We start from the raw sequence: 6,990 nt of genomic DNA on the forward strand, positions 1-6,990 counted from the left end.
TACGACGCCGGCACGCGCGCGTGCGTGGAGGGCAGAGTGCGGCACGCGCACGTGGAGGGCGATTACCGCCTCGCGGGCGGCCAAGGGGCGCGGACGAGCCCTCGACGGGGCAAAGGCACTGGGCCCGCACCCCTGACAGGGGTGCGGGCCCAGTTGCCTGCTCAGACTGGCGCCGACGATCAGCTCTGGCCGCCGGCCAGCTTCTCGCGGAGGGCAGCCAGGGCCTCGTCCGACGCCAGAGCGCCGGAGTTGTCGTCCGACTCCGAGGAGTACGAACCGCCGCCGCCACCGGAGGCGGCCGGAGCCGCACCCGGGGTGCCGCCGCCGGCAGCACCCTCGGCCTCGGCCTGGGCGTCCGCCTCGCGGGACTTGATGACCTGCGCCTGGTGCTGCTCGAAGCGCTGCTGCGCCTCGGCGTACTGGCGCTCCCACTCCTCGCGCTGCTTCTCGTACCCTTCGAGCCAGTCGTTGGTCTCGGGGTCGAAGCCCTCGGGGTAGATGTAGTTGCCCTGGTCGTCGTACGACGCGGCCATGCCGTACAGCGTCGGGTCGAACTCGACCGAGGCCGGGTCGGCCCCGAAGGACTCGTTGGCCTGCTTCAGGGACAGCGAGATCCGGCGACGCTCGAGGTCGATGTCGATGACCTTGACGAAGATCTCGTCGTTGACCTGGACGACCTGCTCCGGGATCTCCACGTGGCGCTCGGCCAGCTCGGAGATGTGGACCAGACCCTCGATGCCCTCGTCCACGCGGACGAACGCACCGAACGGAACCAGCTTCGTGACCTTGCCGGGCACGACCTGGCCGATCTGGTGGGTGCGGGCGAACTGCTGCCACGGGTCTTCCTGGGTCGCCTTCAGCGACAGGGAGACGCGCTCGCGGTCCATGTCGACGTCCAGGACCTCGACCGTGACCTCCTGGCCGACCTCGACGACCTCGGAGGGGTGGTCGATGTGCTTCCAGGACAGCTCGGAGACGTGGACCAGACCGTCGACGCCACCCAGGTCCACGAAGGCACCGAAGTTGACGATCGAGGAGACCACGCCGGAGCGGACCTGACCCTTCTGGAGGGTCGTGAGGAAGGTCTGGCGGACCTCGGACTGGGTCTGCTCCAGCCAGGCACGGCGGGACAGGACCACGTTGTTGCGGTTCTTGTCCAGCTCGATGATCTTGGCCTCGAGCTCCTTGCCCACGTAGGGCTGGAGGTCGCGGACGCGGCGCATCTCGACGAGAGAGGCGGGCAGGAAGCCACGGAGGCCGATGTCAAGGATGAGACCACCCTTGACGACCTCGATGACGGTACCGGTGACGATGCCGTCCTCTTCCTTGATCTTCTCGATGGTGCCCCAGGCACGCTCGTACTGGGCGCGCTTCTTCGAGAGGATCAGGCGGCCTTCCTTGTCCTCCTTCTGGAGAACAAGGGCCTCGATCTCGTCACCGACGGCGACGACCTCATTCGGGTCGACGTCGTGCTTGATCGAGAGCTCGCGGCTCGGGATAACACCTTCGGTCTTGTAACCGATGTCGAGCAGGACCTCGTCCCTGTCGACCTTCACGATGACGCCGTCGACGATGTCGCCGTCGTTGAAGTACTTGATCGTCTCGTCGATCGCGGCGAGGAAGGCTTCCTCGTTACCGATGTCGTTGACCGCTACCTGCGGGGTGGTGGCGGTGGTCTCGGTGCTGCTCGTCATGTGGGAAAGGGCTCCGGTACGGACATTGAAGTCGTAGGTACTGCTTACGCCGGGAGCCCGTTTCGCTCTGCAGAAGCCGGACAGCCAAGGAAGCGCCGAAATCCGATGACCGGGGGCGCCTCGACAACCGAGGGGACATACATACAGATGCGAGCGCAGCCTGCTACGTCTGAGGAGCGCAGGCCCGCAGCGCAACTTGTAGCATACGGGGGCAGCCGGGCACGGTCAATGCGCGAAGGCGCACACCCGGGGCGGATCGCCGCATACCCGGCACAAGACCACTCGCGGCCGAGCCGCATATCAGACACCGTCTGGAGTCACGCAGGCCCAAACGCCCCTTCCGTGACACCACCGGGACGGGTCGGACGGACGAGGCCGCAGACTAATACGAGGGAGCCGATCATCCAAGAGCCCGAAGAGCCCCAACCGCTCGAGCCGGAGGCGACGCGACGCCCCGCGGACGTCGCGGAGACCTCCCGCGCCAGTCGAGGGTGGTGGGACCGGAACGCGGACGAGTACCAGGTCGAGCACGGCACGTTCCTCGGTGACGACCGCTTCGTATGGGGGCCCGAGGGGCTCGACGAGGTGGAGGCCGAGCTGCTGGGGCCGGCCGAGGAGCTGAAGGGCAAGCACGTCCTGGAGATCGGCGCGGGGGCGGCGCAGTGTTCGCGCTGGCTGGCCGCCCAGGGGGCCCACCCGGTCGCTCTGGACCTCTCGCACCGGCAGCTTCAGCACGCTCTGCGGATCGGCACCCAGGGCGTGGCCCTCGTGGAGGCGGACGCCGGGGCGCTGCCCTTCGAGGACAGCGCGTTCGACCTGGCGTGCTCGGCGTACGGGGCGCTGCCGTTCGTCGCCGATCCGGTGCGGGTCCTTCGGGAGGTACGCCGCGTGCTGCGGCCCGGCGGCCGGTTCGTCTTCTCCGTCACGCATCCGATCCGCTGGGCCTTCCCCGACGAGCCGGGGCCCGAGGGCCTGAGCGTGTCCGCCTCGTACTTCGACCGCACGCCGTACGTGGAGCAGGACGAGAAGGGTCGCGCGGTGTACGTCGAGCACCACAGGACGGTCGGCGACCGGGTCCGGGACGTGGTGGCGGCGGGCCTCCGGCTCGTGGACCTGGTCGAACCGGAATGGCCCTCCTGGAACAGCCAGGAGTGGGGCGGCTGGTCGCCGCTGCGCGGAAATCTGATCCCTGGGACGGCGATTTTCGTGTGCGTGCGGGACGACCGGGACGAATAGACGAATAACCGATCGGGCACGCGCGCGTGCGGGGCGTTTTGACCGTCATACGACACTGGGGGCGTGATCCGTACCGACGCTCTGGACCGGCTGCCCGTTCGTTCCGTCGTGCCCGCGTTGCGGGATGCCCTGGAGGGGCATGGCACGGCTGTGCTGTGTGCGCCGCCGGGGACGGGCAAGACGACGCTGGTTCCGCTGGAACTGGCCGGGCTGCTGGGCCCGGCCTCGGGCACGGACGCGGATCGTCCGGTCGTACGTCGTGTCGTCGTCGCCGAGCCGCGGCGGATCGCCGCCCGGGCCGCTGCTCGGCGGATGGCGTGGCTGCTCGGTGAGAAGGTCGGCGAGCGCGTCGGCTACACGGTGCGCGGTGAGCGGGTGGTGGGGCCACGCGCGCGCGTGGAGGTCGTGACGACCGGTGTCCTGTTGCAGCGATTGCAGCGGGACCAGGAGCTGGCCGGTGTCGATGTGGTCGTGCTCGACGAGTGCCATGAGCGGCATCTGGACGCCGATACGGTGGCGGCCTTCCTGTGGGACGTACGGGCCGCTCTGCGCCCCGAGCTGCGGCTGGTGGCCGCCTCCGCGACGACGGACGCGGAGGGGTGGGCGCGGCTGCTGGGTCATGCCCCCGTGATCACCTCTAAGGACGCCTCGTACCCCGTCGAGGTGGTGTGGGCGCCGTCCGCGCGGCCGGTGCGGCCGCCGCACGGGATGCGGGTGGATCCGGCGCTGCTGACGCATGTGGCGTCGGTGGTGCGGCGGGCGCTGTCCGAGCGCGAGGGGGACGTGCTGTGTTTTCTGCCCGGCGTCGGAGAAATCGCCCGTGTCGCCGGGCAGTTGGGGGATCTGGGCGGGGTCGAGGTGCTCCAGGTGCACGGACGGGCGCCCGCGGCCGTCCAGGACGCGGTGCTCTCGCCTGGTGCACGGCGCCGGGTGGTGCTCGCGACGTCCGTTGCCGAGTCGTCGCTCACCGTGCCCGGCGTACGGGTCGTGGTGGACGCCGGGCTGGCTCGGGAGCCGCGTGTCGACCATGCGCGGGGGCTGAGCGCGCTGACGACAGTACGGGCGTCACAGGCGGCCGGACGGCAGCGTGCGGGGCGGGCCGGGCGTGAGGCGCCCGGGGCGGTGTACCGGTGCTGGGCGGAGGCGGAGGATGCCCGTCTGCCGCGTTTTCCCGCGCCGGAGATCAAGGTGGCCGACCTGACGGCGTTCGCCTTGCAGACGGCGTGCTGGGGCGATCCGAACGCGTCCGGGCTCGCGCTGCTGGACCCGCCGCCGAGTGGCGCGCTCGCGGCGGCTCGCACGGTCCTGCGGGCCATCGGGGCGGTGGACTCCGCGGGGCGGGCCACGGAGCGGGGCGTACGCATGTCCCGGCTGGGGTTGCATCCCCGGCTGGCCCGCGCCCTGCTGGACGCGGCATCCGAGGTCGGCGCCGACCGGGCAGCCGAGGTGGTCGCCCTGCTGAGCGAGGAGCCACCACGGGAGTACGGCGATGACCTCGCCGCTGCTTGGCGTACCGCCCGGCAAGGGGGCGACGCGTATGCGCGCCGCTGGAGGGCGGAGGCACGGCGGCTCCGTGCCGCGACGGCACCCGCTCCGCTCGGTGGCGGGGCGACCGGCGCGCACGCGCCCGACGTCGGCGAACCCGGCTTCAACAGCGCCGTGGCGCCCGCAACCCCTCATGCCGGATGTCCCGGTCGAGGACAGACGCTCACCGACCGGCCCGAGCAGTCGGCCAATGCCGAACTCCCAGGGGCCGACGCCGTGCCCGCCCGGTCGCGCGCCGAAGCCTCACCGCCAACCGGACCCGCCAAGCCCGGCACGCGCGCGCAGCAAACGCCCGGCGACGACCACGTCGTAGGCCTCGTCGCCGCTCTCGCGTTCCCCGAGCGGGTTGCTCGGGCGCAGGGCGGCTCGTATCTCATGGTGTCCGGTACGAGGGCCGAGCTCGGCGGAGGGACGGGGTTGCGGGGAGCGCCCTGGCTCGCTGTCGCCGTTGCGGATCGGCCGGTGGGAGCGGGGCACGCGCGTGTGCGGCTCGGGGCCGTGGTCGATGAGGAGACCGCGCGGCGGGCCGCCGGGGCGCTGTATGGGGCGGGCGAGGAGGTGCGCTGGGCGGAGGGGGACGTGGTCGCTCGGCGTGTCGAGCGGTTGGGGACCGTGGAGTTGGCGGTGCGGCCGATCAAGAACGCCGACTCCGGGCTCGTACGACAGGCACTGCTGGACGGGTTGCGGGAGGAGGGTCTTGGGCTGTTGCGGTGGTCGCAGGATGCCGAGGTGCTGCGGCAACGGCTCGGGTTTCTGCGTCACCATCTGGGGGCTCCCTGGCCCGATGTGTCGGACGACGCCCTGCACGCGCGCGTGGACGACTGGCTGGAGCCCGAGCTGAGCTGGGCGCGGCGGCGGGCCGATCTGGCACGGATCGACGCCCGGCAGGCCCTCGGGCGGCTGTTGCCGTGGACCTCCGGGGAGGCGGCGCGGTTCGAGGAGTTGGCGCCCGAGCGGATCGAGGTGCCAAGTGGGTCCAGAATCCGAATCGACTACGCGGATCCCGAACGGCCCGTACTCGCCGTGAAGTTGCAGGAGATGTTCGGGCTGCAGGAGTCCCCGGCCGTCGCCGGTGTGCCCGTACTCGTGCATCTGCTGTCGCCCGCTGGACGGCCCGCCGCCGTCACCGCCGACCTCGCCTCGTTCTGGCGGGACGGATACCGGGGTGTGCGGGCCGAGTTGCGCGGGAGGTATCCGAAGCATCCGTGGCCCGAGGATCCCGCGACGGCGGAGCCGACCCGGTACACGAACGCGCGCCTCAGGCGCTGACGGGCTCCGGTTCGTGCGTCTGGGTGGGCGAAGGGTCCGCGGGGCGGCGGCTGCGGGCCTCCAGGTACAGGGACAGCGACAGCAGCCCGGCGCCCAGGATCAGGAAACCCCACGGCAGGTACGAGGTCAGCAACATGATGAGTACGCGCTGGGACTTGACCAGATCGACCGTCGACTCGATGTAGTCCTCGCGCATTTTGACGTGCCCGGAGAACGCGGTCACCTTGTCGCGGTCCCCCAGGAGCGTGCCGCCGCGCAGTTCCTCCTTGTGGATCTCCTCGCCGTAGACGGGCGCTCCGGTGGCGGGTTCGACCCAGAACTTGCGGACGGTGGTGTACCAGCGGGTGGTGCCCGTCTTGGCGACCGACTCCGGAGTGATGCCTTTGACGGGCATGGCCTTGGGGAAGGGCACTTTGGTCCAGGGGATGGTCTGCTCGAAGTAGTAAACGTTTACGCCCCGGAAGTCCTGCTCACCCTTGTAGTGGATGGGTGCGGTGACGCGGGCCTGCGCGTCGAAGTACTCGTAGTCCCGTTTCTCGGTCAGGAAGGGCCACTTGAACTCGATGCCCTCGCGCCTGACGGCGTCGCCGTCGACCATCTCGCCGGTGGCGTGGACGGGTTCCTGGGTGTGCGCGTCGAAGATGTAGCGCTCGGGGATCTTGGAGACCATCTTGCCGTCCGGGCCCTGGACATAGGACAGGCCGTCCCAGACGACGACGTCGCGACCCGCTGTCTTCTCGATCCTCTCGGAGGCCTCGACGTTGCCCTTGAGAGTCTGCACGATGCTGACCTTGTCGACTTTCCTGGACTGCATGGTCCCGTAGTCGAGGAGGGTGGCGTCCTTCGCCTCCAGGACCATGTCCTGGTACTGGTTGGCCGGGATCTTGGCGAGGCGGGGGAAGGCGTACCAGCGCAGCAGCGGGGACAGCGCCGTGCAGAACACGGCGAGGGCGAGGAGGATCAGGCTGGCCTTGCGGCGCATCTGGGCGGCCCTCCCTAGGGGTTACGGGTGCTCGGGGATGGTGGTCAGCAGCGGTTTCGGTGAGGTCTTGCCGGCCGGCGAGCCGATGGCCGTGATCGTGAGGACCAGCACGAGCGCGACGGCGAGACCGGTCGCGGCGGCGATCAGGGCACGCATGCAGGGCCTCCCCGGTGAGCTGATGGAGCGTCAGGGCTGGGGCACCGTAGCAACGGCAGAGCGAGATGAGAACACGTTGCACACACAGACAGCGGCGCCCCCTCCGTA

Annotated in this window: 5 protein-coding genes; 2 read left to right on the top strand and 3 right to left on the bottom strand. The window is 70.3% G+C overall.

Annotated elements, in window-relative coordinates; all coding sequences use genetic code 11:
* Window positions 1–179 precede the first annotated feature (179 nt).
* Entirely contained in the window at window positions 180–1,694 is a 1,515-nt protein-coding gene (gene rpsA, locus ACYVO6_RS12780) for a 30S ribosomal protein S1 (protein WP_344392165.1), read from the bottom strand.
* A 342-nt stretch (window positions 1,695–2,036) separates the two neighbouring features.
* Here rpsA and ACYVO6_RS12785 point away from each other — a divergent pair, with 342 nt between their 5' ends.
* Window positions 2,037–2,930: a class I SAM-dependent methyltransferase gene (locus tag ACYVO6_RS12785; protein WP_461060491.1), complete on the top strand. Its 894-nt coding sequence runs from the start codon at window positions 2,037–2,039 to the stop codon at window positions 2,928–2,930.
* Window positions 2,931–2,993: 63 nt separating this feature from the next.
* Complete coding sequence (locus tag ACYVO6_RS12790) at window positions 2,994–5,744, top strand: ATP-dependent RNA helicase (protein WP_461060493.1); 2,751 nt, start codon at window positions 2,994–2,996, stop codon at window positions 5,742–5,744.
* On the opposite strand, the gene ACYVO6_RS12795 is transcribed toward ACYVO6_RS12790, so the two are convergent.
* Window positions 5,734–6,726, bottom strand: a complete 993-nt coding sequence (locus ACYVO6_RS12795) for a PorA family protein (RefSeq protein WP_461060495.1) — start codon at window positions 6,724–6,726, stop codon at window positions 5,734–5,736. The genes ACYVO6_RS12790 and ACYVO6_RS12795 overlap by 11 nt on opposite strands.
* Before the next feature lie 21 nt (window positions 6,727–6,747).
* Complete coding sequence (locus ACYVO6_RS12800; RefSeq protein WP_461060497.1) at window positions 6,748–6,882, bottom strand: SPW_0924 family protein; 135 nt, start codon at window positions 6,880–6,882, stop codon at window positions 6,748–6,750.
* Between the last annotated feature and the right edge of the window lie 108 nt (window positions 6,883–6,990).

The sequence above is a fragment of the Streptomyces pseudoechinosporeus genome (genome assembly GCF_054783935.1).

Coding starts and splice junctions, on each gene's coding strand:
- rpsA (WP_344392165.1), bottom strand. CDS start 1,694: ATGACGAGCAGCACCGAGACCACCGCCACCACCCCGCAGGTAGCGGTC.
- ACYVO6_RS12795 (WP_461060495.1), bottom strand. CDS start 6,726: ATGCGCCGCAAGGCCAGCCTGATCCTCCTCGCCCTCGCCGTGTTCTGC.
- ACYVO6_RS12800 (WP_461060497.1), bottom strand. CDS start 6,882: ATGCGTGCCCTGATCGCCGCCGCGACCGGTCTCGCCGTCGCGCTCGTG.